This window comes from Bradyrhizobium sp. Rc2d (assembly GCF_900099855.1).
GTDB lineage: Bacteria > Pseudomonadota > Alphaproteobacteria > Rhizobiales > Xanthobacteraceae > Bradyrhizobium.
In genome coordinates, this window is record NZ_FNCU01000010.1 from 52,922 (window position 1) to 77,098 (window position 24,177).

Here is a 24,177-nt window from a genome sequence, read left to right on the forward strand (position 1 = left end):
TCGCCGCTTTGCGGCGCCCCGGAATGACGAGGAGAGATTTGCGCTGCTCACCCCACGCTCGCCGTTACCACGGCCATCACCGACAGCAGCAGTACGATGGTCACGAGCTGGAGCGAGGCGACTGGCTGGGTGCGCCAGGCGGTGATCTTGTCGGACAGCGACAGATGGGCCTCGAAGAATTTTGGCTCGTAGACGGTCTTGAAGAAGGCCGGGAAGCTCGGGCCAAGGGTCACCGCGAGCAGCGCGTGGGCGAGCGAGGCGATGGCGACGAAGATGGCGACGCCGGGGTCGCCGACGAGATCGTGGCTGCCGACGAGCTTGAGCAGGAAGGCCGCGGCGGCGAAGGTCGGGAAACTCTGGAGGGTCGCGGTCAGCGCGAGGCCTTCGAGCGCGTTATGCAGGCGGGACTTTCTCGCGGTGGCGATGGCGGCCATAGCACGTCTCCCTGATGACATGCCGATGACGTTAGCGGGGTCGGGACAGGGGTGATGTGAGATGGGTCACGCGGTGCGGCGGGCCCTTCACCTCGCCCCGCTTGCGGAGCCCGCCAAAGCGGGCGTCTCGCGCGGGCGGGCGGGATGTAAGGTCGAGCGGCGGCTCCGCTGCCCACCATCTCCATGGCGTCGTCCTGGCGAAGGCCAGGACCCATTACCCCGACTGCCGGTGCGCCGGCACGCGGTCAACCACCAGCCTGCCCATTGCGGAGGCCGGTGGATATGGGTCCTGGCCTGCGCCAGGACGACACCGGGGGTGGACGCGGGCCTTCGGTTCCATAAGGCCTGCCTGCGCTCAGAACCGGAAAATACGGGACTCTATTGTAAATCTCACAAACCGCGTTCAATGGTGCTTTGCGAAAACGTGAATTGCGTTTTGACCGAAATCCCGTAGTTATTCGTACACGAACGAGTTGAGCCCCGGCACCTTACTGTGCATGGGGTTGTTTTCCGTTTTTTTTGCAAGCCAGCTTCAGGACTGCCCCAAATGACAGAGCACAGCCTCTGGCGTTTCTCGCGCGCATTGCACCGCGCCATCAACGACCGGCATTTCAGCGATATCGAGGCCCTGATCGACGAGGACATCGAGTGGGCGCTGTACGGCCCGATCGACATGTTTCCATTCCTCGGTGCACGGCAGGGCAAGGACGCCGTGCTCGACGTCATCCGCCAGCTCGCCGACAATTTCCATGTGCGCCGCTTCGATCGCGAGAGCATCATGCTCGGCGTCGATTCCGCCGCCTCGATGCTGCGCTATTCGCTGACGGCGCTCGATTCCAACAAACCGATCAGCTTGCGCGTCGCGCAGTTCGCCCAGTTCAGGGCGGGCAAGCTCGTCAGCATGCGGGTGCTGATCGACACCTTCGACCTGGTCGAGCAGGCACTCGGCCGCGCCATTCATCTGCCGAAGATGAGCCGCGCCGGCTGAGGGGGACGCCAACGGGTCCCGCTGTTCGGGACCGATGACGACGCTCACATGACGCCCTGGCCTCCAGCCCCGCCGGATGCGGCCGTGTCAGAAGCTCGTCATCGGGCGCGCGCCTGCCGCGCGGCCCGTTGGTTCGTCATTTCGCGGCGAGCCGTCACAATTTCGCGACGATGAATCAGCATGTTTCGCGCGGAATGGCGCGTGGCCGAATGCCGATATATATATTATCGAAAAGCATGCGCTGGGGTTCGCGGGCAGGACGATGGAATTCTCGACAGGGTTGGGCTGGACCAGGCTGCCGTTGCTGGCGGCCGCATTCATTCTGGGGTCGGTGCTGACGGTCTCGGCGCAGATCATTCCGCCCACAGCGGCCGCGCCTGACGACGAGGCTGAGACTGCGGCGACGGAGGCCCCCGACGTCAACGACCCCGATGTGCTCAAAGGCATTGACGTCGACAAGCTCGACTGGAGCCAGCTCGCGGTCGATGCCGGCACCGGCATTGACCCCATCGCCGCCAAGAAGCGCGCCCAGGCCGCGGCCAAGGATGGCCTGGACTGGTCGTCGAACCCCAATGCAAACGGTTCCTCGGCGGTGAAGGTGAAGCAATCCGTGTTCTCGTTCTGGGATACGCGGATCGGCGCCGACATGACGGTGACGCGCGAGCCGCGGACGATGTCCGAGCTGCTGGCGCAGAAAGCCACCAATGGCGGCAACCTGCCGCAATCCTCCGGCAGCGCCTGGGCCGCCGCGACCGCGCCGGGCGCGGGCTCGATCTGGGACAAGACCGCGGTGGAAGCCCGGGTCGATCCCGGCACTGAACAGAGCAAGATCGGGGCCTCGCTGACCAAGTCGGTGCCGCTGTCCGGCGACACGTCGCTGACGCTCCAGAACGGCTACAGCGTCAACCAGCAGGGCACGACAGCCGTCCCCGGCATCGGCGGCCACATCACGCGAAATTACGAGACCGACCAATCGGCCAAGATCACCCTCACTGACACCGGAACCAGCATCACCGCCGGCCAGACGCTGTCGACCACCGACGACAAATGGCTGCGCAAGTTCGGCGCCGAGCAGAAGCTGTTCGACAACGTCACCGTCTCCGGCTCGGTCGGCGAGACCTCGCAAGGCGCGATCAATAAGAGCCTGACGGCCGGGTTCAAGAAGAGCTGGTAGCTCTTTCGCCTCTCCCCGCCTGCGGGGAGAGGCCGGAATTTGCGATAGCAAATTCCGGGTGAGGGGGAGCCTCCGCGAGTCCAACTCTCACCGTGTTTGCGGCCACGCCCCTCACCCCACCCTCTCCCCGCAAGAGCGGGGCGAGGGAGTCGACGCCTGCTCGAACCGCAGCCATTCACACTCTCCTAACCATACGCCACGGCAAAACCCCCGAATGGTCCGCCCTTGCCGCATCTCGGCCCATTTGCGGTCAAAATCGGGCGTCCTAGTCGCCAAAACAGACGTCGTCGTGCGGGGGACACTCGCGCCGCGCTCAAACGCGAAAAGGGGAATAACGATGAACGCCATCCGTCCGGAAAAGACCGAAACCACCGAGACCGAGACCGTCGACAACAACCTCGCCGCCGTGACCGAGGTCGAGGCCGGCATCCGCGATTTCGTCCGCAACGACATCGCCTATCTGCGCCGGCCGGCGGCCACGACCGACGCGCCGCCGCTCGACGCCAGCGCGGAAGCCACCGTCAACAACGTCAACTCGCTGATCCAGCGCGTGGCCGGAACCTCGCTGGCCGAGATCGAGAATTTGATCTCCGAGCTCGAGAGCCTGCGCGACCTGCTCCATGCCGAAGGCCAGCGTGTCCAGCGCGAGATCTCCGGCTACGCCCAGCTCAGCCAGGCCGCGATGAAGTCGACCCGCATGATCGCCGACAACGTCGCGCAGTGGAAGCGCGCCGCCGACGGCCTGCGCAACAGCTGATCGCAAGCACAGCTTCACGCGCCGCCGCGTTCCCGGAAGGGAGCGCGGCGGTTTTGATTCTGGGATGCGTGACGAGTGCTCACACGTTCCCCAATGAAGGTGTCATCGTCCGACTTGATCGGGCGATCCAGTATTCCAGAGACAGCAGTGATTGAACCGGGAGGCCGCGGCGTACTGGATGCCCCGGTCCAGCCGGGGCATGACAGCGGTGGATGTGGCGCGAACGGATGGCAGGGCAGCGGCGGCATGCGGCCACGCAGTCTACGCGCTCCACGCATCCCCGCTTTGAACCCTCCGCCCCTCCCCGGCGACGAATGCCAAGCGCCCGCAGCCTTTTTCGGCCGGGCCGGGGGACATGTCATGGAAAGCATTCGGCCCGACAACACGGACCCTATACCGCTGCGACCCGCGCCCAATCAGCTCGGCACGATCATGCTGCGCTTTGTCGGATTGCTGGCGGTTGCGGTCGCGGTACTGGCGTTCGTCTACAGCCGCTGACACGGGGCCGGACGCGGCCCCGACAATTCTACGAACCCTTACCGGGCGGCTTCCACGGTCGAGGCTTCCAGGGTGTAGCCGCCATCGGCATAGCCCTTCACCACCATGCCGGCGACCAGCATCACGGCCAGCGTCGCGGTCGCGAAGATGAATCCGACAAATTTGAGTGCGCCGCGATCTGCCATGGTCCTCGTCCCCTGTCTCTGCCCAATTCGTTTCAAATAGACAGCGACAGGTTCATAATTAGTTAGCAACTCGGTGGTTCCGCCAAACTGCTTCGCGGTAACCATGTTGCGCAGGCTTATGGCAGCCACCCGGAATCGCGTCCATAGCGCGGGGGCAACACTCGCGCACTCAATTGGACCGTTCATCTTGGAACAGGTCTAACCAACCTTCCGCATCGGCACGAAGGCGGTGGCGGTGATCGAGTAGACCTCCTCGCCGCGCTGGTTGGTGCCGGTGGTGCGGGCCGTCAAAATGCCCCAGCCGGGACGCGAGGCGGAGCTGCGCTTGTCGATGACGACGCTGACGTAACTGACGGTGTCGCCGGCGAGCACCGGCCTGATCCAGCGCAGATCGCGAAAGCCCGGCGACGGGCCCCAGACCGCGACTTCCTCGCCGCGCGAGGCGGCCTCACGCGCCAGGCGCTGGCCGTCGGCGACAAGCAGGCTCATGCAAGCCGAGCCGACATGCCAACCGGAGGCGGCGAGCCCGCCGAACAGCGAATTCTTGCCTTCCTCCTCGTCGAGGTGGAAGCGCTGCGGGTCGAACTTCGCAGCGAAGGTCTTGATCGACTCTGCCGTGAACGTATAGGTGCCGATCTCGCGGCGCTGGCTGATCTCGATGTCCTCGAAGAACCGCATCAGAGCGCTCCCTCGCGCCGCTTGATCAGGATCGGCGAGGTCATCTCGGCGAGGGCCTGCCCCGCCGTGTTGCGCGCGGTGCATTTGAACTTGACGATGCCGAGCTCCGGGCGGCTCTTCGAGGTGCGCGCCTCCACGACGTCGACGTCGAGCATGAGGTCGTCGCCGGGCCGGAGCGGAGACAACCAGCGCACCTCGTCGACGCCGGGCGAGCCGAGCGAAGCGGCGCGCGTGATAAAACCGTCGGCCATCATCCGCATCATCAGCGAACAGAGATGCCAGCCCGAGCCGGACAGGCCGCGCAGCATGCTTCTAGCCGCAGCCTCCTCATCGAGGTGCATCGGCTGCGGATCGAACTCGGCGGCAAAGGCCAAAATCTCGTCGCGTGTGACATGGCGCGGGCCGAACGTTCCGAGCCGTCCGGGCGGGAAATCTTCGAAGGTCAGGGTCATCTTGGGATTGGTTCGTGGAAATGACAGATTGTGGCCGCACTTTGCGGCAATCTCAACCCGCGGGCCCGCATGGCTCGTGCTACATTCGGCGCAGCGGGGTTGGTCTTGAGTCGGATCAACCGGGGGTCGGGATCATTGAGCAAGGCCCAATTTGGCAAGGCCGCTTTGCCCTGGGGAGAGCGATGTTTTCATTCAGCGACCTGTTTCAATGGGACCGCTTCATCACACCGACGATCATCAAGACCTTCTACTGGCTGGTGATCGCGCTGATCTGCCTGTTCGGCCTCTCCGGCATCTTCTCCGGCTTGGCTGCGATGGCGATCAGTCCGTTCGGCGGCTTCCTGGTGCTGCTGTCGTCGATTGCGAGCGTCGTCGTCGGCGTGGTGTTCTCGCGCATCCTCGCCGAGCTGATCCTGATCGTCTTCCGCATCAACGAGCATCTCGGCGCGATCAGGGACCAGGGCAGCGGGACGCGGTGAGGACGGCGCAGGTGCCGTAGCCGCAAGTCTCCATGTCGTCCTGGCGAAAGCCAGGACCCATTACCCCAGGGAGAAGTTGTGGCACAGATTGGTAACCCCGTGTCTTCGCCAAACCACGTCTTGGGGTAATGGGTCCTGGATCGGCGCTCACTACGCTCGCTTGTCCAGGACGACGTCGGAAAAACCGCGCGCTTCGCAGCCTACGTATTAAACCTGAAATGCATCACGTCGCCGTCGGCGACGACGTATTCCTTGCCTTCGAGCCGCAGCTTGCCGGCGTCGCGGGCGCCGGCTTCGCCGCCGAGGGCGACGTAGTCCTCATACGCGATGGTCTCGGCGCGAATGAAACCTTTCTCGAAGTCGGTGTGGATCACACCGGCCGCCGCCGGCGCCTTGGTGCCGCGATGGATGGTCCAGGCGCGCGCTTCCTTCGGCCCCACCGTGAAATAGGTGATGAGGTCGAGCAGCGTGTAGCCGGCGCGGATCAGGCGGTCGAGACCGGCTTCTTCGAGACCCAGCGTCTCCAGGAAGTCAGCGCGTTCTTCACGCGAGATGGTCGCGATCTCCGACTCGATCTTGGCGGAGATGACGACGGCGACGGCGCCTTCCTTGGCGGCCTGCTCCTGCACGGCCTTGGAGAACGAATTGCCTGTTGCGGCCGAGCCTTCCTCGACATTGCAGACGTAGAGCACGGGCTTTGATGAGAGCAGCCCCAGCATGGAGAAAGCGCGCTCCTCCTCGGCCTTGCGCTCGACGAGGCGGGCGGGCTTCCCTTCGCGCAGCAGCACCAGCGTGCGGTTGACGAGGTCGAGCTGCTCCTTGGCGTCCTTGTCGTTGCCTTTGGCTTTCTTGGACAGGTTGTCGACACGCTTCTCGAGGCTGTCGAGGTCGGCGAGCATCAGCTCGGTCTCGATGGTCTCGATGTCGGCGAGCGGCGCGATCTTGCCCTCGACATGCGTAACGTCGGAATCCTCAAAGCAGCGCACGACATGCGCGATCGCGTCGACCTCGCGGATGTTGGCCAGGAACTGGTTGCCGAGGCCTTCGCCCTTGGAGGCGCCGCGCACGAGGCCGGCGATGTCGACGAAGGTCAATCGCGTCGGGATGATCTGCCCCGACTTGGCGATGGCCGCGAGCTTCTCCTGCCGCGGATCGGGCACGGCGACTTCGCCGACATTCGGCTCGATCGTGCAGAACGGATAGTTCGCGGCCTGCGCCGCGGCCGTCTCGGTCAGCGCATTGAACAAGGTCGATTTGCCGACATTGGGCAACCCGACAATCCCGCATTTGAATCCCACGAGCGTTATTCCTTGCCGTTCTCGTCCTTGGTCAAAAATCCCTTCGCCTGCATGGCGAGATGCACCCTGTTGGCGAAGGTCGCGTCCGTGCCCTTGGCGATCAGCGCCGCGTGTTCGGCAACCGCGTCGCACAGCGTCGCCACCCATTCGTTGTCGGCCTTGGCGAAGTCCGACAGCACGTGGCCATGCACCAGGTCCTTGATGCCGGGATGACCGATGCCGAGCCGCACCCGGCCATAGTCGTTGCCGATATGGGCTGAGATCGAACGCAGGCCGTTGTGCCCGGCGATGCCGCCGCCGATCTTCACCCGCACCTTGCCCGGCGGCAGCTCGAGCTCGTCATGGAACACGGTGACGTCGCCCAGAGCGATCTTGAAGAAGCTTGCCGCCTCCTGCACGGCGCGGCCGGACTCGTTCATGTAGGTCATGGGCTTGAGCAGGATGACGCGCTCGGTGCCGAGCGTGCCTTCCGAGGTCTCGCCCTGAAAGCGGCGGCGCCACGGCGCAAAGCCGTGACGTCGCGCGATCTCGTCGACGGCCATGAAGCCGATATTGTGCCGGTTACGTGCGTATTTCGCGCCGGGATTGCCGAGCCCAACAAAGAGTCGCATGACGCGGCGCGCCCCTCGCTCGGCGCGCGATCAAGGATCGCGCGCCAGCTTTGAGAGATTACTTCTTCTTGTCGCCGCCGGCCGGAGCCTTGGCAGCCGCAGCCGGAGCAGCAGCGCCCGCAGCCGGAGCAGCCGCCGGAGCAGCAGCACCCGCGGCCGGAGCCGCACCACCCGCCGCAGCCGCAGCCGCCGCCTTCTGCTCTTCGGCGTAGCCCGACGGCGGGACGATGGTGACGAGGGTCGCGTCCTCGCGGGTCATCGCCTTCACACCGGCCGGCAGCTTGATGTCCGACAGATGCAGGGAGTGACCGATTTCGAGCGAGCCGACATCGGCCTCGATGTATTGCGGAATGCTCTCGACACCGCATTCGAGGTCGATCGCGTGGGCGACGATGTTGACGGTGCCGCCGCGCTTCACGCCGGGCGAGCCTTCCGCCTTCACCACGTGCAAGGGCACGCTGATGCGGATGGTGGCGCCTTCGCCGAGCCGCATGAAGTCGACATGGATCGGGAAGTCCCTGACCGGATCGAGGTGATAGTCGCGCGGAATCACGCGGTGCTTCTTGCCCTCGAGGTCGATGTCGACCAGCGTGGTCAGGAACCGGCCGGCGAGGATGCGCTGGCGCAAGTCGCGATCTTCAATCGAGATCGTCACCGGGGGCTGGTTGTTGCCGTAAATCACTCCGGGCACTCTGCCGGCGCGACGCTCAGCCCGGGCGGCCCCCTTGCCGCTCTTCGGACGTGCGGTCGCCTTCAATTCCTTGACGGTCGTCGCCATGTCGTTAAGTCCTTGTTTTTGCAAAAGTTAATGGGCCGCAGCGCGGCCCATGGCATAGTCCGCAGCAAGCCTCCAGGGGTGCGGGGGCCGCAGACGTGGCGGGCTTTTACCCGGAAGATGCAGAAATGACAAGGAGAATGGGCTGCCGGCCCGAGTTCCCATCCTCCCCTGGAGGGCCTGGAGGGGGGAGGTAAAAAAGAGCGCCTTACGTCGGCGTGCCGCCGAGCTTGGCCTCCAGCGCGGCGATCCTTGCCTTCAGCGCCTCGTTCTCCTCGCGGGCGAGGCGGGCCATGTCCTTGACCGCCTCGAACTCCTCGCGCTTGACCAGATCCATGTCGCGCAGGAATTTTTCCGCCTGCGTCCGCATCACCGTGTCGAACTCGCGCTTGACGCCCTGGGCGGCACCGGCGGCGTCATTCATCAGGCGGCCGATCTCGTCGAAAAACCGGTTGCTGGTCTGGGTCATGGCGGCCTCCGATAAACTTTGCGCGAACTCTCCGAAACACAATGGCAATCCGAAGGGAACGGTTCAAGGGCCGAGCGGGGGTATCCTTGTCATGCCCCGGTTTCCTTGCAATCGTACTCAACGTCCCTGCATAAGAAGAATCACAGGGCGTCTGCTGGCGCTCGATCGCCGCAATCTCGTCCAGACATAGAAGGCGCGATGCCCTTCCTGCTCATCGACTTCCCCGCCTTCAAGCCGATCGCGATCGAGATCGGTCCGTTCGCGATCCGCTGGTATGCGCTGGCCTATATCTGCGGCATCGTGTTCGGCTGGCTCTATGCGCGCTCGCTCCTGAAGAACCAGCGTCTGTGGGGCGGACCCGCACCGATCTCGCTGCTCCAGATCGACGACTTCATCCTCTGGGTCACGCTCGGCATCATCCTGGGCGGCCGCACCGGCTACGTCCTGTTCTACAATCTGCCTTTCTTCATCGAGCATCCCGCTGCGATCTTCAAATTGTGGGAGGGCGGGATGTCCTTTCATGGCGGCTTCCTCGGCTGCGTCGTCGCGGTGATGTTGTTTGCTTATCGCAACGGCATCTCGATCCTGTCGCTCGGCGACATCACCACCGCGGTCGCCCCGGTCGGGCTGCTGCTCGGACGTATCGCCAATTTCATCAATGGCGAATTGTGGGGTCGCGCCACCGATGCGAGCCTGCCTTGGGCGATGATCTTCCCGAACGATCCCACACAGCTGCCGCGCCATCCGAGCCAGCTCTATGAGGCCGGCATGGAGGGCATCCTGCTGTTCACGGTGCTCGCGATCATGATCCGCTTCGGTGCCCTGAAGCGGCCCGGCATGATCCTCGGCGCCTTCATCCTGATCTATGGTCTGACCCGGATCGCCGGCGAACACTTCCGCGAACCCGACGCACAGCTCGGCTTCCTCTGGGGCGGATTAACCATGGGCATGCTGTTGTCGATCCCGATGCTTATCGTCGGCGCCATACTTATTGTATGGGCTATCCGGCGCGGCGCGCCGAAGCCTATCGAGGCCATTCGTTAAATCATTTCGAGAACATGGATCGTGACCGACTCGCCGCTACTCAACGAGATCAAGGCGCTGATAAAATCCTCAGGCCCGATGCCGGTCTGGCGCTACATGGAACTGTGCTTGATGCACCCGCGCTACGGCTATTACGTCTCGCGCGATCCGCTCGGGCGTGAGGGCGATTTCACCACCGCGCCCGAGGTCAGCCAGATGTTCGGCGAGCTCTTGGGGTTGTGGGCCGCCTCGGTGTGGAAGCAGATGGGCTCGCCGCAATTCTTGCGGTTGATCGAGCTCGGCCCCGGCCGCGGCACCATGATGGCGGACGCGCTGCGCGCATTGCGCGTGCTGCCGCCGCTCTACCAGGCGCTCTATATCCACATGGTCGAGGTCAATCCGGTGCTGCGCGACCGGCAGAGCGCAACGCTGTCCGCCGTGCGCAACATCGCCTGGCACGACAGCATCGACGAGGTGCCGGAAGGCCCGAGCATCATCCTCGCCAATGAATATTTCGACGTGCTGCCGATCCATCAGATGGTCCGGCACGAGAACGGCTGGCACGAGCGCGTCATCGAGATCGATCCCAACGGCAAGCTTCAATTCGGCGCGGCGCCCGAGCCGACGCCGCGCTTCGACGTGCTGCTGCCGCCCTTGGTGCGTGCCGCGCCCATCGGCGCCGTGTTCGAATGGCGGCCCGATGGCGAGATCATGAAGCTTGCGACGCGCGTGCGCGACCAGGACGGCGCGGCGCTGATCATCGACTACGGCCATTTGCGCAGCGATGCCGGCGATACGTTTCAGGCCATTGCGCGTCACAGCTTCACCGATCCCTTGAAGGCGCCGGGCCAGGCCGACGTCACCGCCCATGTCGACTTCCAGGCGCTGGCGCGTGCGGCCGAGGATGTCGGCGCGCGCGTGCACGGGCCGGTGACGCAAGGTGACTTCCTCAAGCGCGTCGGCATCGACACCCGCGCGGCGGCGCTGATGCAGAAGGCGCCACCCGAAGTCGCCACCGACATTTCGGTGGCGCTCAAGCGCCTCACCGATACCGGGCGCAGCGGCATGGGCTCGATGTTCAAGGTGCTCGGCATCTCCGAGCCGCGGCTATCCGGCCTCGCCGGCCTCAGCGATCTCGAACAGGCTGGAGAGGCCTCATGACGCTTGCTTCGTCGCTGCTGTCGGCCGTGCCCGGCCTGCGCCACGCCTTCTTCACCCGCGAGGGCGGCGTCTCCAGCGGCATCTATGCCGCGCTGAACGGCGGGCTCGGCTCCAACGACGATCAGGCCCTCGTCGCGGAGAACCGCCGCCGCATGGCCGAACATGTCGGCGTCGCGCCGGAACGCTTCCTCAGCCTGCACCAGATCCATTCGCCCGACGTGCTCATTGCCGAAATGCCGTGGCCGAGCAGACCGCGCCCGAAGGGTGACGCACTCGTCACCAAGACGCCCGGCATCGCGCTCGGCGTCTCCACGGCCGATTGCGGGCCGGTGCTGTTCGTCGACCCCAACGCGCGCGTGATCGGCGGCGCCCATGCCGGCTGGAAGGGCGCGCTATCAGGCGTGCTGGAAGCAACGATCTCGGCAATGGAGAAACTCGGCGCGACCCGCGGCGGCATCATCGCCGCGATCGGCCCCTTGATCCGGCAGGAAAGTTACGAAGTCGGCAACGAGTTCGTGGCGCGCTTCATCGAAGCCGACGCGGAGAACGCCATGTTCTTCATCCCGTCGGTGCGCGAGGGCCATGCGATGTTCGATCTCGCCGGCTTCATCCGCAAGCGGCTCGAGGCCGCCGGCATCCTGATGATCGACGATCTCGGCCTCGACACCTACGCCGACGAGCGCTTCTTCAGCTACCGCCGCTCGGTGCATCGCAAGGAGCCGGATTACGGCCGCCACATTCACGCCATCGCGCTGGAAGCGTGAACACACCGGCAACATTAACGACCGTCATTCCGGGGCTCGCGAAGCGAGAAGCCGGAATCCATCGTGCGGCAGATCATGCGGCGAAATGGATTCCGGGCTCGCGCCAGGTGGCGCGCCCCGGAATGACAGTGTGTTTGTGGCGCTCCCGCCCTAGACCTTAATCGATTTTAACGATATCGCTGCCCTCCATAATGAGGGAAGCGTCATCTTTTCCGCGCCGCGCGGGCTCGCGCGTGCTGGCGGTCATGCTGCTGGCGGCTGCGACCATGCTCGCCGGCTGCGCCGGCGGCAATGCGCCGAGCAATTCCTATGCGATGGCGCCGAGCGGTGGCAGCGGGGCAACGGTCGCCTTCGAATCGATCGATGGGCCACCACCGCAGGTGTTCGACCGCATGGTCGGCGTGCTCGACAGCGAATCCAAGCTGCGCAGCCTGTCCGTGGTCTCCCGCGAGGGCACGGCCGCCTATCGCGTGCGCAGCTACCTCTCCGCCCAGGTCGTGCGCGGCAAGACCGTGATCGCCTGGGTTTGGGATGTCTACGACGCCAACCAGCAGCGGGCGCTGCGCCTCTCCGGCGAGGAACCGACCTCGGCGAAGGGTGGCCGCGATGCTGCCCGTGATCCTTGGGCGGCTGCCGACGATCTCGTGCTGCGCAAGATCGCCCAGGCCGGATTCAGCGGACTTTCCAACATGATCAACGGAACGCCGGATGCTCCGGGCCTGCGGGGACCGGCGGTGGCAGGCGTGATCCGGGAGGCGCCGGCGGCGGAGATGCCGGCCACGGCGCTCGGCTATGCCGAGCAATAACCCCGCTAAACCACGGGCCCAAGTTACGGCCAAACCGTTGGCCCGACTCGGGATTTTCGAAGGGAAAACGTAGCATCCCGGGTTGCCATTTGAGCCCCCGGCCTGATATTTCCTCGCCCGTCGTAAACCGTGCTTCCAGTGGGTATTCGTAGGATGTTGAACGTCGTATCCAGCAAAGCGCGGGAGGAAGCGTCCATGTCGGCCAAAAACGGCTCCATCAAGCTCGTCGCCGGCAACTCCAATCCGGCTCTCGCCCAGGCCATCGCGCAGGGGCTCGACGTGCCGCTGACCAAGGCGGTGGTCCGGCGCTTCGCCGACATGGAGATCTTCGTCGAGGTCCAGGAGAACATCCGCGGCTCGGATGCCTTCATCATCCAGTCGACCTCGTTTCCGGCGAACGACAATCTGATGGAGCTGCTGATCATCACCGACGCGCTTCGCCGCTCCTCGGCGCGCCGCATCACGGCAGTGATCCCCTATTTCGGATATGCCAGGCAGGACCGCCGCTCCGGCTCGCGCACGCCGATCTCGGCCAAGCTCGTCGCCAATCTGATCACCCATGCCGGCGTCGACCGCGTCATGACGCTCGACCTGCATGCCGGCCAGATCCAGGGCTTCTTTGATATTCCGACCGACAATTTGTTCGCTGCCCCCCTGATGGTGCGCGACATCCGCGAACGTTTCGACCTCAGCAAGGTGATGGTGGTATCGCCCGACGTCGGCGGCGTGGCCCGCGCCCGCGGCCTCGCCAAGCGCATCAACACCCCGCTCGCGATCGTCGACAAGCGCCGCGAGCGCCCGGGTGAATCCGAGGTCATGAACGTGATCGGCGACGTCTCCGGCTACAGCTGTATCCTGGTCGACGACATCGTCGATTCCGGCGGCACGCTGGTGAACGCAGCCGACGCGCTGATCGCCAAGGGTGCCAAGGACGTCTACGCCTACATCACCCACGGCGTGCTCTCCGGCGGCGCCGCCGCCCGCATCTCCGGCTCGAAGCTGAAGGAGCTGGTGATCACCGACTCGATCCTGCCGACCGATGCGGTGACCAAGGCGCCGAACATCCGCATGCTGCCGATCGCCAGCCTGATCTCCGACGCGATCGCGCGCACGGCGGCCGAAGAGTCGGTGTCGAGCCTGTTCGACTGATTTTCTTCTTCGCCTCTCCCCGCGTGCGGGGAGAGGCCGGATTGCATCGCAGATGCAATCCGGGTGAGGGGGACTCTCCGCGAGTCCAACTCTCACCGTCCCCGCTGAGACTCCCCTCACCCCACCCTCTCCCCGCAAGCGGGGCGAGGGAGTGCGCGGTCCTTCCGCCCCTTACTACCCCACGATCCCCGCCGCGACCTGGCCGCGCAGGCGCTCGAGGCCGAGCAATGTCTCCGCACAGGCGGCCGCGACCTCCACGCCCTTGATCGCAAAATGCTTGCGGAAGAAGTCGTAGTGCACCTCGGTCTCGTGGAATTGCTGCGGCGTCAGCACCGCCGAGAATACCGGCACCTCGGTGCGGAGCTGCACGTCCATCAGCGCCTTGATCACTGTGTCGGCGACGAACTCATGGCGGTAGATGCCGCCATCGACGACGAGGCCGGCCGCGACGATCGCGGTGTAGCGCCGCGTCTTGGCGAGGACCTGTGCGTGCAGCGGGATCTCGAATGAGCCCGGCACCTCGAACACGTCGACATGGGTAAGGTGCCGCGCTTCTGCCTCCTTGAGGAAGGCGATGCGGGCCTCCGCGACCACATCGCGGTGCCAGCAGGCCTGCACGAAGGCCACGCGCTGCGGCTTTGCGAAGCGTGGGTGTTCGGGCGCCGGATCCTGCGGAACCGGCAGTCGGGCGACTTCAGTTTCGATTTTGGCGCTTTGGACTTGGGGATCTTGCAACATCTGATTCATGGCTTTCCTCGGTTTAAGGACCAGAATCAGGGCACACGGAACGACAAACAGCCGCATCTTGCGATGCGTCTGCCACCGACCGTTCTCTTTCATCCGGACTTTGACCGTCGGCTTCGGAGTTGCACCGAATCTGCTGACCCTTCCCTTCAGTGCAATCCTTTTCAGGACAGAACCTGGGGAAGGCGCTCGCGGGCTTGGGCCTTTCGGCCCTTACCGCCGGTGGGGACTTTCACCCCGCCCTGAGAACATCGGCCGTTCGGGATGAACGGCCTGAGGTGAAATATGCCGCCGGGGAGCCGTCGCGGCAAGCGCGTTCCGCATGGGCAAATCGCATGGTCCCATGCCGTCGCGGTGGGAGCGGCCCTCGCCGGACGGAATTAGCGATTGATCCCGGCTCCCCCAATCCGATTCCGGTTTGTTCTGCTTCGTCCGGTTTTGCCTCGCCCCGTTAAGAATTGTGGCGGAGATGAGCTGTGGACGAAGGAGTCCTGGCTTGTGGACGGACTCGGGACCCCGTTGCGCAGATTCCGCAAATCACATCACTTGATCCGCGACAGGCCCGCGTTGATCCGAGGGGATCGCGAGAGCGACCCCAGGGATCGCCGTAGCGACGTGAAGGGAGCGCGCGCCGGGCCAACCGCGTGCGTATCAAAGACAACAAGAAGGCAAGAGGTCGAGACGGCATGTCCCTGCTCGAAGGCACTATCGATTCCAAGAACCATCCGCTTGCGGTGGTCGAGGATATCGCTGCCAGCAACAACTGGCCATTCGAACGCTCCGGCGAAGACGAACTCACGATTGTCTCGAAGGGACAATGGACCGACTACCAGCTCTCCTTCACCTGGATGGGCGAGATCGAGGCGCTGCATCTGGCCTGCGCCTTCGACATGAAGATTCCGCCCGCACGGCGCGGCGAGGTGCAGCGGCTCGTCGCCGCGGTCAACGAGCAACTGTGGGTCGGCCATTTCGACCTCTGGACCAACACCGGCATGATCATGCACCGCCAGGCGCTGGTGCTGCCGGGTGGCCTCACCGCCTCGACCGCGCAGTGCGAAGCCATGCTCGCCGGCGCCATCCACGCGTGCGAGCGCTACTTCCCGGCATTCCAGTTCGTGGTGTGGGCCGGCAAGACCACCGCGCAAGCCATGGACGCGGCGATGTTCGACACGGTGGGCGAGGCGTAGGGCGCCTCTCGAGAAGTGAGGGAGCCGCCGCTCCCTCCCCATCGTCGTCCTGGACAAGCGCCGACGGCGCGAAGCGCTGTCGTCGCGCAGATCCAGGACCCATACCGCGAGGTCTTTCCGCATCTCGCGATGCTTGTTGCCCTGCCCTCCATCCACTAGAACCGCTTGGGGTAATGGGTCCTGGCTTTCGCCAGGAGGACGGATTTGGCAACAGCGATGGCGAACAACACCCTCCAAAATATCACCGGCACCATCCTCCTCGCCGGCGCCGGCAAGATGGGCGGCGCGATGCTGACCGGATGGCTGGCGGGCGGGCTCGATCCGCGCCGCGTCGCCGTGATCGATCCGCATGTCTCGCCCGAGATCGCCGCGCTTGCGGCCAAGGGCGTTGCGGTCAATCCCGACGTGACGACCGTCGGCACGATCGAGACGCTGGTCGTCGCGGTAAAGCCGCAGATGTTCCGCGAGGCCGGCGTCAAGCTGAAACCATTCGTTTCGGACAAGACGTCGGTGGTCTCGATCATGGCGGGCACCACGATCGCCTCGCTCCAGGACGTCTGCGGCGGCGCCGTGGTGCGCGCGATGCCGAACACGCCGGCCGCGATCGGCCGCGGCATCACCGTCGCCGTCGCCGCACCAAACGTCAGCTCGTCCCAGCGCGCGGTGGCCGATGCGCTGCTGCGCGCCACCGGCTCGGTGGAATGGGTCGAGGATGAAGGCCTGATGGACGCGGTGACCGCCGTCTCTGGCTCGGGCCCAGCCTATGTGTTCGTGCTCGCCGAGGAGCTCGCCCGCGCCGGAGTCGAGGCCGGGCTGCCCGAGGCGCTGGCGACGAGGCTTGCGCGCGAGACCGTCGCCGGCTCCGGCGAGCTGCTGCACCAATCCGAGCTTGCGTTCAGCACGCTGCGCCAGAACGTCACCTCGCCCGGCGGCACGACCGCTGCGGCCCTTGGCGTGCTGATGGGCGAGCCCGGCCTGCGCGAGTTGATGATCCGCGCGATCGCGGCGGCGACGCAGCGGTCGAAGGAATTGGCGAAGTAAGCAGGTGCCGTAGGGTGGGCAAAGCGACAGCGTGCCCACCAACTTCATCGCGGTCCCGCAAAGATGGTGGGCACGGCGCTACGCGCCTTTGCCCACCCTACGACGTCGTGCCCGCGGCTAGCCGCTTGTTGAACATCTCGACATTGACGAGACCGCGCGCGTGGCGGCCCTCGCCGAGCTTGCGGGCGCCCTCGAACGCCTCGACCTCGAAGCGGATGACGCGGCGCTCGACCGCGACCACTTTTGCATTGGTCCGCACCGTGGCACCGACGAGAGCGGCCGCGAGATGGCGGATGTCGACCTCGGTGCCGACGGTGACCCAGCCGGGCTGGAGCGCGGAGCGGATCGCATCGCCCGATGTCATCTCCATCTCGAGGATCATCATCGGCGTTGCGTAGACCATGGGCATGCCGGGCACGAAATGCCCGACCGTGCGCTCCACTGGGACCACCAGCGTACGCTCCGCACTCATGCCGATTGTGATGAAGTCGCGTGCGTCCATCCTGCCTCAAACTCCGCTGTCTTCCCGGCCTAGTGCGCAATTGCGCACGGGGGCCGGGACGACGGTTGTGATTGTAGCTGCGGCTGCACTACGAGCCCCGGCGTCGGCTACTTCTTCGCAACCGCCGCGCGCTCCACGAAGGTCTTGCCGCCCTTCATCTTATGGCGCAGCGGGGCTTCGTTGATCTGGATGACGACGGCATCGGCGTCGACGCCGAGATTTTTCACCAGCGCCTGGGTGATGTCGCGCATCATGCCGGCCTTCTGCTCGTCGGTGCGGCCTTCGGCCATGCTGATGGTGATCTCAGGCATTTTTCTCTCCCTTGCGGCCGAACACCGGCCATTGACGGCCGCCATCAAACAAGACGTGGCTGCCCGGGACAAGCCCAGGCATGACGGCGTCAGCGAATGGCTAGCCCCAGCTCACGTCATGGCGCGCCAGGACCTCGCGCACCTTGGCGACGAGATCGGTCTCGCTGCACGAGAACTGCGCCGGGCGGCTCTCGCGCCATTCCTGGTTGGAGGCGATCGCGGCGGCGGCCTTGGCACCCTCGATCAGATCCTTGATCTGCACCTCGCCGCGCGCCTTTTCATCCGAGCCCTGGATGATGACGCAGGGCGCGTTGCGGCGATCGGCATATTTGAGCTGATTGCCCATGTTCTTGGGATTGCCGAGATAGAGCTCGGCGCGGATGCCGGCAGTGCGCAAGGATGCGACCATCTTCTGATATTCGGCGACGCGATCGCGGTCGAACACGGTGACGACGACGGGGCCGAACTCCGGCCGCGTGTCGAGCTTGCCAAGCAGCGTCAGCGCGGCCTGCAAGCGAGAGACGCCGATCGAGAAACCGGTCGCCGGCACCGGCTCACCGCGAAAGCGCGAGACGAGGCCGTCATAACGTCCGCCACCACCGACCGAGCCGAACCGCACCGGGCGGCCCTTTTCGTCCTTGGTGTCGAGCAGGAGTTCGACCTCGTAGACCGGGCCGGTGTAATATTCGAGGCCGCGCACGACGGAGGGATCGATCTTGATACGATCCGCGCCATAACCCGAGGCCGTGACCAGCTTGGCAATCTCTTCAAGCTCGCTCACGCCGGCCTGACCGACTTCGCTCTTGGCGAGGTAGGTTTCTGCCGCGGCAATTGCCCCTTTCCAATCGTCGCGCGGCTTGGTGATGGCAAGAACAACGTCAGCCTCCGCCGCGCTCAGGTTGGCGCCTTTCGTGAAGTCGCCCTTGCCTTCTTCGCCGCCGTCCCACCGTCCGGGACCAAGCAACTTGCGCACTTCGTCGGCGGAAAACTTGTCGAGCTTGTCGATCGCGCGCAGCACGGTCAGCCTGCGTGCCGCGTTCTCATCACCGCCGAGCCCGATGGCTTCCAGAACCCCGTCGAGCACTTTTCGGTTGTTCACCTTCACGACATAGGAGCCGCGCGCGATGCCCAGCGCCTCCATCGTGTCCGCCGCCATCATGCAGATCTCGGCATCCGCCGCCGGCGTCGCGGAGCCGACCGTGTCGGCATCGAACTGCATGAACTGGCGGAAGCGTCCGGGGCCGGGCTTCTCGTTGCGGAACACGTAGCCGGCGCGGTAGCTGCGATAGGGTTTTGGCAGCGTGTCGAAATTCTCGGCGACATAGCGGGCGAGCGGCGCGGTCAAATCGTAACGCAGGCTGATCCACTGCTCGTCGTCGTCCTGGAACGAGAACACGCCCTCGTTCGGGCGGTCCTGGTCGGGCAGGAATTTGCCGAGCGCGTCGGTGAATTCCATCGCCGGCGTCTCCACCGGTTCGAAGCCATAGAGCTCGTAGACGGCGCGGATCTTCTCGACCATCTCGCGCGTCGCCCGGATCGCGGCGGGATCGCGATCCTCGAGCCCACGCGGCAGGCGCGCCTTCAGTTTCTGGGGTTTTTTGGGTTTCTCGGCCATCCGCGGCGTTTACCAGCCGACGCGCGGTGCGGCAACCGCTGGCTTTTCCCCTCTCCCCTTGCGGGAGAGGGTGGCTCGCCGCGCTAGCGGCGAGACGGGTGAGGGGTTCTATCCGCGGAAGCAGACACCTCATCTGGCGCGCTTCGCGCGCCACCTTCTCCCGCAAGGGGAGAAGGAAGAGCGCAGCCGAGTACTCCGCCTCAAAACACCTTCCGGATCCAATTGTGCGGATCGTTGGTGCGGCCGTACTGGATGTCGACGAGCTGCTTGCGCAGGCCCATGGCGACGGGGCCGGCCGCGCCGCCGCTGATGTCGAAATCGCCGCTGACCGAGCGCACCTTGCCGATCGGCGAGATCACGGCCGCGGTGCCGCAGGCAAAGGCTTCTTTCAACCTGCCGCTTGCGGCGTCCTTGCGCCACTGGTCGAGCGAATAGGGCTCCTCGCGCACCGTCTTTCCGGCATCGCGGGCGAGCGTGATGATGGAGTCGCGGGTGATGCCGGGCAGGATGGTGCCGAGCGGCGGCGTCGACAGCGAGCCGTCGTCGAACACGAAGAACACGTTCATGCCACCGAGCTCCTCGATGTAGCGGCGCTCGACCGCGTCGAGGAACACCACCTGATCGCAACCATGCTGGATCGCTTCGGCCTGGGCGCGCAGGCTCGCGGCATAATTGCCGCCGCATTTCACCGCGCCGGTGCCACCGACGGCTGCGCGCGTGTAGTTCTCCGAAACCCAGATCGACACCGGCGCAGGTCCGCCCTTGAAATAGGAGCCGACCGGCGAGGCGATGACCGCGAAGATGTATTCGGAGGACGGCTTGACACCGAGGAAGGTCTCGCTCGCGATCATGAAGGGGCGCAAGTAAAGACTGCCCTCGCCGCCCGGCATCCAGGCGCGGTCGATGCGCACGACCTGCTCGACCGCTTCGATGAAGACGTCCTCGGGCAGTTGCGCCATCGCCATGCGGTCGGCCGAATCCTTGAAGCGCCGCGCATTGGCATCGGGGCGGAACAGGTTCACGCCGCCGTCGTCGCGCTTGTAGGCCTTGAGGCCCTCGAAAATTTCCTGGGCGTAATGCAGGACTGCGCCGGCAGGATCGAGCTGGAAGTTGGCGCGCGCCTCGATTCTCGCCTCGTACCAGCCGCCCTTGGCCTGGTTGTAGCGAACGATCGCCATGTGATCGGTGAAGACCCGCCCGAACCCGGGGTCCACCAGCTTGGCGATGCGGTCCTTCTCGGGAGTCGGATTGGATGCGGGCTGGATGTCGAATGTCATACTCATGTCCTTGGCTCCCGCTGCCGGTATCGGCGCTGTTCTGGCACCGCCTGCCCCTGTTCGGGGCCGGCTGGCTTCATTAGGTGTCTGTCTGGACCACCGCCAGCCTTGTTACGGCCGGTTTCCCGTGGCCAGCATGTCGCCGAGGACATGCTTTTGCCGAAGGCGGAAGTCCAGTATGTTTTGCCGAAATGCCGCTCGACAATCGCACGGTAGATCTGATCGCCCGTCGTCGCCTGTCCGGCTCTTTCCGCCGTTCCTGCTTCGACGCTGCCCGTCGCGAAACGATCTAAAATTTCGTGCGGGTCGATCATTTTGTAACATTGAACCCAAGATACGTCAATATGCCTGACATAAATTTCGTAAATCCCTCTCAAGATGCCGCCGAGCCTCGGCCGGCCGCAGGGGATGGAGGCAATTTGCGCTGGGATATCATCGAGCTGCTGTTCTTCGCCTATCGCGATTTCGTCGGCGATCCCGACCAGGAGCTGGAAGCCTTCGGCTTCGGCCGAGCCCATCACCGGGTCATGCACTTCGTCTATCGCTATCCCGGCCTCAAGGTCGCCGACCTCCTCGACGTCCTGCGCATCACAAAACAGTCGCTCGGCCGTGTGCTCAAGCAGCTCCTCGACGAGGGCTACATCGTGCAGAAGACCGGCGACAATGACCGTCGCCAGCGCCTGCTCTACGCAACGCCGAAGGGCGAAGCGCTGGTGCAGAAGCTTGCCGGGCTCCAGACCACGCGGATCACCAAGGCGCTCGCCGAGATGGGTCCGCAGGATGCCGAGACCGTCAAGCGCTTCCTGCGCGCGATGATCGATCGCGATGATCCGGACAAGGTGCTCGAAACGATCTTCGCTTCCGTCAACCAAGACGCCAAGGAGTGACCGTGCCGCTCGCTGCCACGCTCGCCCGCCCGCCGGTGCAACCCGCCGACGATGCCCCGCATCTGCTGCTGGTCGATGACGACCGCCGCATCCGCGATCTGCTCTCGCGCTTCCTCGCCAGCGAAGGCTACCGCGTTTCGACCGCCGCCAGCGCCAGCGATGCGCGCGCCAAGCTCACCGGTCTGCATTTCGATCTGTTGATCCTCGACGTCATGATGCCCGGCGAGACCGGGTTCGAGCTCGCCCGTTTCATCCGCACCTCGTCCTCGGTGCCGATCGTGATGCTGACGGCGCGGCACGAGGCAGAAGCGCGCATCGAGGGCCTGCAAATCGGCGCCGATGACTATGTCGCAAAACCGTTCGAGCCGCGCGAGCTCGCGCTGCGCATCAACAACATCCTCAAGCGCACCGCGCCGCCGCAGCAGGCCGCGGCGGTGGAGAAGATCGCCTTCGGCCCCTATGTCTACCATCTCGATCGCGGCGAGCTGCGCCAGGGCGATGAGGTCATTCACCTCACCGACCGCGAGCGCGAGATGCTGCGAATCCTCTCGGAGACGCCGGGCGAGACCGTGCCGCGCAGCGCGCTCACCGGCAATGGCAGCGTCAACGAGCGCGCCGTCGACGTGCAGATCAACCGCCTCAGGCGCAAGATCGAGACCGATCCCGCCAATCCACTGTTCCTCCAGGCGGTACGCGGCATCGGCTACCGACTGGTGGCCTCGCCTTAAACCGCAGTGAAGCGCGACCGATGAGCACGATCGATACCGGCCTGACGCTTCTGAAGAGCGCCGCCGGCCGCGTCTCCGCCGCCAATGGCTGGATGGGCAACGCGTTCAAGGGCTGGATGCCGACCGGCCTCTATGCTCGCGCGCTGCTGATCATGATCGTGCCGATGGTGATCCTGCAATCGGTCGTCGCCTTCGTGTTCATGGAGCGGCACTGGAACACGGTGACGCGCCGCCTGTCGGCCGCGGTGGTGCAGGACATCGCCGCGCTGATCGACGTCTACAAGGGCTATCCGCAGGACAAAGATCGCGACCAGATCCGCCGCATCGCCCAGCAGCGGCTCGGCCTCGTCGTCGATTTCCTGCCCGCCGGCGACATGCCGCCGCCGGGACCGAAGCCGTTCTTCTCGCTGCTCGACCAGACGCTGTCGGTGCAGCTCGGCCGCCAGATCGGGCGTTCGTTCTGGATCGACACCGTCGGCCGCTCCAACCTCGTCGAGATCCGCATCCAGCTCGACGATGCCGTGATGCGCGTGTTCGCGCAGCGCAGCGCCGCCTATGCTTCGAACTCGGAGATCTTCCTGTTCTGGATGGTCGGTACGTCCTCGATCCTGCTGATCGTCGCCGTGCTGTTCCTGCGCAACCAGATCAAGCCGATCCTGCGGCTCGCCGATGCCGCCGAAAGTTTTGGCAAGGGCCGCGAGGCGCCGAACTTCAGACCGCGCGGCGCGCGCGAGGTGCGGCGCGCCTCCGTCGCCTTCCTCGAGATGAAATCGCGCATCGAGCGCACGATGGAGCAGCGCACCGCGATGCTCGCCGGCGTCAGCCACGACCTGCGCACCATCCTGACCCGCTTCAAGCTCGAGTTGGCGCTGATCGGCGACAGTCCCGAGCTCGAGGGCATGCGCAAGGACGTCGACGAGATGTCGATGATGCTGGAGGATTACCTGGCCTTTGCCCGCGGCGATTCCGGCGAGCAGTCGCAACCGACCGACATGGCCCAGGCCCTGGAAGAATTGCGCAGCGACGCCGAACGGCACGGCCATACCGCGACCGTGGCGTTCCACGGCCTGCCCGTGGTGACGGTGAAGCCGGCCTCGTTCAAGCGCTGCCTCGCCAACCTCGTCACCAACGCCGCGCGCTACGGCAAGGCCATTGCCATCACCGGCCAGCGCGATCACCGTTATCTCACCGTCACGGTCGACGACGACGGCCCCGGCATTCCCACGCATTTGCGCGAAGAGGTGTTCAAGCCGTTCCTGCGGCTGGACAACGCCCGCAATCAGGACGAAGGCGGTACCGGTCTTGGTCTTGCGATCGCCCGCGACATCGCCCGCTCCCATGGCGGCGACATCACGCTCGGCGACAGCCCGATGGGTGGATTGCGGGCGAGCGTGCGGATTCCGGTGTAGTGGGGGATTCGCAGGATGAGTTTTGCTTCGTTCTGCCTATCCTACGTCTTCCGGTAAGCATGTCTTCTCCCGAGCAGGTGTGTTGATGAAAGAGTTGAGACGCGCACTGCTGGAAGCGGTCGGTGTCCGCGTTGGCGAGCTTGGATACAAATATAAGCCGAAGCAACAGGCATATTGGTGCCCATTCTCCCAAGGAAGATCGAGCCTACACTTGGCGTTCATTGATCACCGCGATGACTTTGATATCGTTGCCGATGTTGCGGTCAGGTTTGATAAACTTGAAATTATGATCAATGCGAACAACGCAATGCTCAGCAAGTCGGAAAAGCTTCAAACATACTCTTTGGGCGCAGAACTCGGAAACATCTCGGGACAGGATCAGATGCGCTGGAATGTGACATCGTCCGCGGACGTTGAGCCAGTGGCAGATCGTCTTGTTGCAGCACTCAAGGAAATTGGCATTCCGTATCTCGACAGGGCGTCGACCCTGGAAGGCGCCTATGAACTACTGAGTAGCGCGGCCCTGCACAGCCCAATCCACCTTTCTCGCGCAAAGCACATCGTGGGGCTGGCCAAGCTTCTTGGCCGAACGGATGAGCTGTCAGCGAGAGCGAGGGAAAGCGTTGAGCTGCTCGAAGGCACGAAGGATGCTGGCTTGCAAGACTTCAAACGATTCGTTGCGAGCCTCGACGCCGAAGTATGACTTTGCCGAAGGGCTAGAAGCCAGCAGGATAGAGCGCAACCCTATACCCACAGCGACGAGTTGGTCCCGGAT

30 protein-coding genes and 1 riboswitch are annotated in these 24,177 nt (G+C 64.7%); of the genes, 16 read left to right on the forward strand and 14 right to left on the reverse strand.

What is annotated here, in order from left to right:
• Window positions 1-47: 47 nt before the first annotated feature.
• Window positions 48-434: a hypothetical protein gene (locus BLV07_RS14790; protein WP_091886691.1), complete on the reverse strand. Its 387-nt coding sequence runs from the start codon at window positions 432-434 to the stop codon at window positions 48-50.
• A 547-nt stretch (window positions 435-981) separates the two neighbouring features.
• Between BLV07_RS14790 and BLV07_RS14795 the strand changes: the two genes are divergently transcribed.
• From BLV07_RS14795 to BLV07_RS47540, 4 genes are all read left to right on the forward strand, one after another.
• Window positions 982-1,422: a nuclear transport factor 2 family protein gene (locus BLV07_RS14795; RefSeq protein ID WP_091886694.1), complete on the forward strand. Its 441-nt coding sequence runs from the start codon at window positions 982-984 to the stop codon at window positions 1,420-1,422.
• Window positions 1,423-1,684: 262 nt separating this feature from the next.
• Window positions 1,685-2,596, forward strand: a complete 912-nt coding sequence (locus BLV07_RS14800; RefSeq protein WP_091887070.1) for a hypothetical protein — start codon at window positions 1,685-1,687, stop codon at window positions 2,594-2,596.
• Between the two features lie 337 nt (window positions 2,597-2,933).
• Entirely contained in the window at window positions 2,934-3,353 is a 420-nt protein-coding gene (locus BLV07_RS14810; protein ID WP_091886700.1) for a hypothetical protein, read from the forward strand.
• 360 nt (window positions 3,354-3,713) lie between these two features.
• Window positions 3,714-3,851 (forward strand): hypothetical protein, encoded by a 138-nt coding sequence (locus BLV07_RS47540; RefSeq protein WP_176945541.1) that lies wholly within the window; start codon window positions 3,714-3,716, stop codon window positions 3,849-3,851.
• A gap of 38 nt (window positions 3,852-3,889) precedes the next feature.
• Here the strand turns inward: BLV07_RS47540 and BLV07_RS47545 are convergent, their stop codons facing one another.
• From BLV07_RS47545 to BLV07_RS14820, 3 genes are all read right to left on the reverse strand, one after another.
• A complete protein-coding gene (locus BLV07_RS47545) occupies window positions 3,890-4,036 on the reverse strand; it encodes a hypothetical protein (RefSeq protein ID WP_164934669.1) in 147 nt (48 codons plus the stop codon).
• Between the two features lie 198 nt (window positions 4,037-4,234).
• The gene (locus tag BLV07_RS14815; RefSeq protein ID WP_091886704.1) at window positions 4,235-4,714 is read right to left on the reverse strand and encodes a MaoC family dehydratase; all 480 of its coding nucleotides are present in this window, start codon (window positions 4,712-4,714) and stop codon (window positions 4,235-4,237) included.
• Window positions 4,714-5,166, reverse strand: a complete 453-nt coding sequence (locus tag BLV07_RS14820) for a MaoC family dehydratase (RefSeq protein WP_091886707.1) — start codon at window positions 5,164-5,166, stop codon at window positions 4,714-4,716. The genes BLV07_RS14815 and BLV07_RS14820 overlap by 1 nt, the downstream gene beginning before the upstream one ends.
• A 182-nt stretch (window positions 5,167-5,348) precedes the next feature.
• Between BLV07_RS14820 and BLV07_RS14825 the strand changes: the two genes are divergently transcribed.
• A complete protein-coding gene (locus BLV07_RS14825; protein ID WP_091886710.1) occupies window positions 5,349-5,645 on the forward strand; it encodes a DUF4282 domain-containing protein in 297 nt (98 codons plus the stop codon).
• Window positions 5,646-5,845: 200 nt separating this feature from the next.
• Here the strand turns inward: BLV07_RS14825 and ychF are convergent, their stop codons facing one another.
• The 4 genes from ychF to BLV07_RS14845 form a co-directional block, all read right to left on the reverse strand.
• Complete coding sequence (gene ychF, locus BLV07_RS14830) at window positions 5,846-6,943, reverse strand: redox-regulated ATPase YchF (RefSeq protein ID WP_091886713.1); 1,098 nt, start codon at window positions 6,941-6,943, stop codon at window positions 5,846-5,848.
• Window positions 6,944-6,948: 5 nt separating this feature from the next.
• Entirely contained in the window at window positions 6,949-7,554 is a 606-nt protein-coding gene (pth, locus tag BLV07_RS14835; protein WP_091886716.1) for an aminoacyl-tRNA hydrolase, read from the reverse strand.
• A 58-nt stretch (window positions 7,555-7,612) separates the two neighbouring features.
• Window positions 7,613-8,332, reverse strand: a complete 720-nt coding sequence (locus tag BLV07_RS14840) for a 50S ribosomal protein L25/general stress protein Ctc (RefSeq protein WP_091886720.1) — start codon at window positions 8,330-8,332, stop codon at window positions 7,613-7,615.
• Between the two features lie 205 nt (window positions 8,333-8,537).
• A complete protein-coding gene (locus BLV07_RS14845; protein ID WP_091886723.1) occupies window positions 8,538-8,798 on the reverse strand; it encodes an accessory factor UbiK family protein in 261 nt (86 codons plus the stop codon).
• A gap of 198 nt (window positions 8,799-8,996) precedes the next feature.
• Here BLV07_RS14845 and lgt point away from each other — a divergent pair, with 198 nt between their 5' ends.
• From lgt to BLV07_RS14870, 5 genes are all read left to right on the forward strand, one after another.
• The gene (gene lgt, locus BLV07_RS14850) at window positions 8,997-9,842 is read left to right on the forward strand and encodes a prolipoprotein diacylglyceryl transferase (protein WP_091886726.1); all 846 of its coding nucleotides are present in this window, start codon (window positions 8,997-8,999) and stop codon (window positions 9,840-9,842) included.
• Between the two features lie 21 nt (window positions 9,843-9,863).
• The gene (locus BLV07_RS14855) at window positions 9,864-10,982 is read left to right on the forward strand and encodes a class I SAM-dependent methyltransferase (protein WP_091886729.1); all 1,119 of its coding nucleotides are present in this window, start codon (window positions 9,864-9,866) and stop codon (window positions 10,980-10,982) included.
• Window positions 10,979-11,746, forward strand: a complete 768-nt coding sequence (pgeF, locus tag BLV07_RS14860; RefSeq protein ID WP_091886732.1) for a peptidoglycan editing factor PgeF — start codon at window positions 10,979-10,981, stop codon at window positions 11,744-11,746. Before BLV07_RS14855 ends, pgeF begins: the two co-directional genes overlap by 4 nt.
• Before the next feature lie 191 nt (window positions 11,747-11,937).
• Entirely contained in the window at window positions 11,938-12,552 is a 615-nt protein-coding gene (locus BLV07_RS14865; protein ID WP_091886735.1) for a hypothetical protein, read from the forward strand.
• Between the two features lie 195 nt (window positions 12,553-12,747).
• Window positions 12,748-13,701 carry a ribose-phosphate pyrophosphokinase gene (locus BLV07_RS14870; protein WP_176945542.1) on the forward strand — a complete coding sequence of 318 codons (954 nt, stop codon included), beginning with the start codon at window positions 12,748-12,750 and terminating at the stop codon, window positions 13,699-13,701.
• A 174-nt stretch (window positions 13,702-13,875) separates the two neighbouring features.
• Here BLV07_RS14870 and BLV07_RS14880 read toward each other — a convergent pair whose 3' ends face one another.
• Window positions 13,876-14,448: a 6,7-dimethyl-8-ribityllumazine synthase gene (locus BLV07_RS14880; protein WP_091887071.1), complete on the reverse strand. Its 573-nt coding sequence runs from the start codon at window positions 14,446-14,448 to the stop codon at window positions 13,876-13,878.
• A 77-nt stretch (window positions 14,449-14,525) separates the two neighbouring features.
• Window positions 14,526-14,699: riboswitch (FMN riboswitch) on the reverse strand.
• A 432-nt stretch (window positions 14,700-15,131) separates the two neighbouring features.
• On the opposite strand from BLV07_RS14880, the gene BLV07_RS14885 reads away from it, so the two are divergent.
• Entirely contained in the window at window positions 15,132-15,632 is a 501-nt protein-coding gene (locus tag BLV07_RS14885; protein ID WP_091886743.1) for a type III secretion system chaperone family protein, read from the forward strand.
• A 216-nt stretch (window positions 15,633-15,848) separates the two neighbouring features.
• A complete protein-coding gene (proC, locus tag BLV07_RS14890; protein WP_091886747.1) occupies window positions 15,849-16,673 on the forward strand; it encodes a pyrroline-5-carboxylate reductase in 825 nt (274 codons plus the stop codon).
• 97 nt (window positions 16,674-16,770) lie between these two features.
• Here proC and BLV07_RS14895 read toward each other — a convergent pair whose 3' ends face one another.
• The 5 genes from BLV07_RS14895 to BLV07_RS47550 form a co-directional block, all read right to left on the reverse strand.
• Window positions 16,771-17,175 carry a thioesterase family protein gene (locus tag BLV07_RS14895; protein ID WP_091886750.1) on the reverse strand — a complete coding sequence of 135 codons (405 nt, stop codon included), beginning with the start codon at window positions 17,173-17,175 and terminating at the stop codon, window positions 16,771-16,773.
• 107 nt (window positions 17,176-17,282) lie between these two features.
• A complete protein-coding gene (locus BLV07_RS14900; RefSeq protein WP_091886753.1) occupies window positions 17,283-17,531 on the reverse strand; it encodes a tautomerase family protein in 249 nt (82 codons plus the stop codon).
• Window positions 17,532-17,586: 55 nt separating this feature from the next.
• Window positions 17,587-19,101, reverse strand: a complete 1,515-nt coding sequence (gene hisS / locus BLV07_RS14905; protein WP_091886756.1) for a histidine--tRNA ligase — start codon at window positions 19,099-19,101, stop codon at window positions 17,587-17,589.
• 200 nt (window positions 19,102-19,301) lie between these two features.
• A complete protein-coding gene (locus tag BLV07_RS14910) occupies window positions 19,302-20,384 on the reverse strand; it encodes a branched-chain amino acid aminotransferase (protein ID WP_091886759.1) in 1,083 nt (360 codons plus the stop codon).
• A complete protein-coding gene (locus BLV07_RS47550; protein WP_176945543.1) occupies window positions 20,381-20,692 on the reverse strand; it encodes a hypothetical protein in 312 nt (103 codons plus the stop codon). The genes BLV07_RS14910 and BLV07_RS47550 overlap by 4 nt, the downstream gene beginning before the upstream one ends.
• A gap of 30 nt (window positions 20,693-20,722) precedes the next feature.
• Between BLV07_RS47550 and BLV07_RS14915 the strand changes: the two genes are divergently transcribed.
• The 4 genes from BLV07_RS14915 (at window position 20,723) to BLV07_RS14930 (ending at window position 24,105) form a co-directional block, all read left to right on the forward strand.
• Window positions 20,723-21,265 carry a MarR family winged helix-turn-helix transcriptional regulator gene (locus tag BLV07_RS14915; protein WP_244551117.1) on the forward strand — a complete coding sequence of 181 codons (543 nt, stop codon included), beginning with the start codon at window positions 20,723-20,725 and terminating at the stop codon, window positions 21,263-21,265.
• Window positions 21,262-21,993 carry a response regulator gene (locus tag BLV07_RS14920; protein ID WP_091886766.1) on the forward strand — a complete coding sequence of 244 codons (732 nt, stop codon included), beginning with the start codon at window positions 21,262-21,264 and terminating at the stop codon, window positions 21,991-21,993. Before BLV07_RS14915 ends, BLV07_RS14920 begins: the two co-directional genes overlap by 4 nt.
• A 20-nt stretch (window positions 21,994-22,013) precedes the next feature.
• Window positions 22,014-23,402 carry an ATP-binding protein gene (locus BLV07_RS14925; RefSeq protein ID WP_091886770.1) on the forward strand — a complete coding sequence of 463 codons (1,389 nt, stop codon included), beginning with the start codon at window positions 22,014-22,016 and terminating at the stop codon, window positions 23,400-23,402.
• A gap of 85 nt (window positions 23,403-23,487) precedes the next feature.
• The gene (locus tag BLV07_RS14930; RefSeq protein ID WP_091886773.1) at window positions 23,488-24,105 is read left to right on the forward strand and encodes a hypothetical protein; all 618 of its coding nucleotides are present in this window, start codon (window positions 23,488-23,490) and stop codon (window positions 24,103-24,105) included.
• Window positions 24,106-24,177 lie beyond the last annotated feature (72 nt).

Excerpts from the sequence above, each read along its gene's own strand:
- BLV07_RS14790 (WP_091886691.1), bottom strand. The coding sequence starts at position 434 with ATGGCCGCCATCGCCACCGCGAGAAAGTCCCGCCTGCATAACGCGCTC.
- BLV07_RS14795 (WP_091886694.1), top strand. The coding sequence starts at position 982 with ATGACAGAGCACAGCCTCTGGCGTTTCTCGCGCGCATTGCACCGCGCC.
- BLV07_RS14800 (WP_091887070.1), top strand. The coding sequence starts at position 1,685 with ATGGAATTCTCGACAGGGTTGGGCTGGACCAGGCTGCCGTTGCTGGCG.
- BLV07_RS14810 (WP_091886700.1), top strand. The coding sequence starts at position 2,934 with ATGAACGCCATCCGTCCGGAAAAGACCGAAACCACCGAGACCGAGACC.
- BLV07_RS47540 (WP_176945541.1), top strand. The coding sequence starts at position 3,714 with ATGGAAAGCATTCGGCCCGACAACACGGACCCTATACCGCTGCGACCC.
- BLV07_RS47545 (WP_164934669.1), bottom strand. The coding sequence starts at position 4,036 with ATGGCAGATCGCGGCGCACTCAAATTTGTCGGATTCATCTTCGCGACC.
- BLV07_RS14815 (WP_091886704.1), bottom strand. The coding sequence starts at position 4,714 with ATGCGGTTCTTCGAGGACATCGAGATCAGCCAGCGCCGCGAGATCGGC.
- BLV07_RS14820 (WP_091886707.1), bottom strand. The coding sequence starts at position 5,166 with ATGACCCTGACCTTCGAAGATTTCCCGCCCGGACGGCTCGGAACGTTC.
- BLV07_RS14825 (WP_091886710.1), top strand. The coding sequence starts at position 5,349 with ATGTTTTCATTCAGCGACCTGTTTCAATGGGACCGCTTCATCACACCG.
- pth (WP_091886716.1), bottom strand. The coding sequence starts at position 7,554 with ATGCGACTCTTTGTTGGGCTCGGCAATCCCGGCGCGAAATACGCACGT.
- BLV07_RS14840 (WP_091886720.1), bottom strand. The coding sequence starts at position 8,332 with ATGGCGACGACCGTCAAGGAATTGAAGGCGACCGCACGTCCGAAGAGC.
- BLV07_RS14845 (WP_091886723.1), bottom strand. The coding sequence starts at position 8,798 with ATGACCCAGACCAGCAACCGGTTTTTCGACGAGATCGGCCGCCTGATG.
- lgt (WP_091886726.1), top strand. The coding sequence starts at position 8,997 with ATGCCCTTCCTGCTCATCGACTTCCCCGCCTTCAAGCCGATCGCGATC.
- pgeF (WP_091886732.1), top strand. The coding sequence starts at position 10,979 with ATGACGCTTGCTTCGTCGCTGCTGTCGGCCGTGCCCGGCCTGCGCCAC.
- BLV07_RS14865 (WP_091886735.1), top strand. The coding sequence starts at position 11,938 with ATGAGGGAAGCGTCATCTTTTCCGCGCCGCGCGGGCTCGCGCGTGCTG.
- BLV07_RS14870 (WP_176945542.1), top strand. The coding sequence starts at position 12,748 with ATGTCGGCCAAAAACGGCTCCATCAAGCTCGTCGCCGGCAACTCCAAT.
- BLV07_RS14880 (WP_091887071.1), bottom strand. The coding sequence starts at position 14,448 with ATGAATCAGATGTTGCAAGATCCCCAAGTCCAAAGCGCCAAAATCGAA.
- BLV07_RS14885 (WP_091886743.1), top strand. The coding sequence starts at position 15,132 with ATGTCCCTGCTCGAAGGCACTATCGATTCCAAGAACCATCCGCTTGCG.
- proC (WP_091886747.1), top strand. The coding sequence starts at position 15,849 with ATGGCGAACAACACCCTCCAAAATATCACCGGCACCATCCTCCTCGCC.
- BLV07_RS14895 (WP_091886750.1), bottom strand. The coding sequence starts at position 17,175 with ATGGACGCACGCGACTTCATCACAATCGGCATGAGTGCGGAGCGTACG.
- BLV07_RS14900 (WP_091886753.1), bottom strand. The coding sequence starts at position 17,531 with ATGGCGGCCGTCAATGGCCGGTGTTCGGCCGCAAGGGAGAGAAAAATG.
- hisS (WP_091886756.1), bottom strand. The coding sequence starts at position 19,101 with ATGGCCGAGAAACCCAAAAAACCCCAGAAACTGAAGGCGCGCCTGCCG.
- BLV07_RS14910 (WP_091886759.1), bottom strand. The coding sequence starts at position 20,384 with ATGAGTATGACATTCGACATCCAGCCCGCATCCAATCCGACTCCCGAG.
- BLV07_RS47550 (WP_176945543.1), bottom strand. The coding sequence starts at position 20,692 with ATGATCGACCCGCACGAAATTTTAGATCGTTTCGCGACGGGCAGCGTC.
- BLV07_RS14915 (WP_244551117.1), top strand. The coding sequence starts at position 20,723 with ATGCCTGACATAAATTTCGTAAATCCCTCTCAAGATGCCGCCGAGCCT.
- BLV07_RS14925 (WP_091886770.1), top strand. The coding sequence starts at position 22,014 with ATGAGCACGATCGATACCGGCCTGACGCTTCTGAAGAGCGCCGCCGGC.
- BLV07_RS14930 (WP_091886773.1), top strand. The coding sequence starts at position 23,488 with ATGAAAGAGTTGAGACGCGCACTGCTGGAAGCGGTCGGTGTCCGCGTT.